1 protein-coding gene is annotated in these 223 nt (G+C 48.4%); it reads left to right on the top strand.

From position 1 onward, the window contains the following. On the top strand, positions 1-223 hold a 223-nt coding region (locus DC53_RS22290), incomplete at both ends, for a hypothetical protein (protein WP_033032693.1).

The raw sequence follows: 223 nt of genomic DNA, 5'->3' as shown, positions 1-223 counted from the left end.
AACAACAGCACTAACAAACGATGAGTACCGCGCACAAAAAGGCATCTCAAAAAGTGAGCTAGACCTAGCACATGACTCTGTCGCCTTGCTTGAGTGGAATAAAAACAATCCTGCACCGGGTAGCGAGTCGGTTGATCTTGGTACGCATATTCACTGCGCGTTGCTTGAGCCTGATGCGTTCAAGCGTGAGTATGTGAAAATGCCAGAGTTTGGCACCAGCAAG

Origin of the sequence: Pseudoalteromonas fuliginea (genome assembly GCF_000690055.1) — a bacterium.
In the GTDB taxonomy this organism is placed as follows: Bacteria; Pseudomonadota; Gammaproteobacteria; order Enterobacterales; family Alteromonadaceae; genus Pseudoalteromonas; species Pseudoalteromonas fuliginea.
This window is presented reverse-complemented; position numbering and strand designations above follow the sequence as displayed.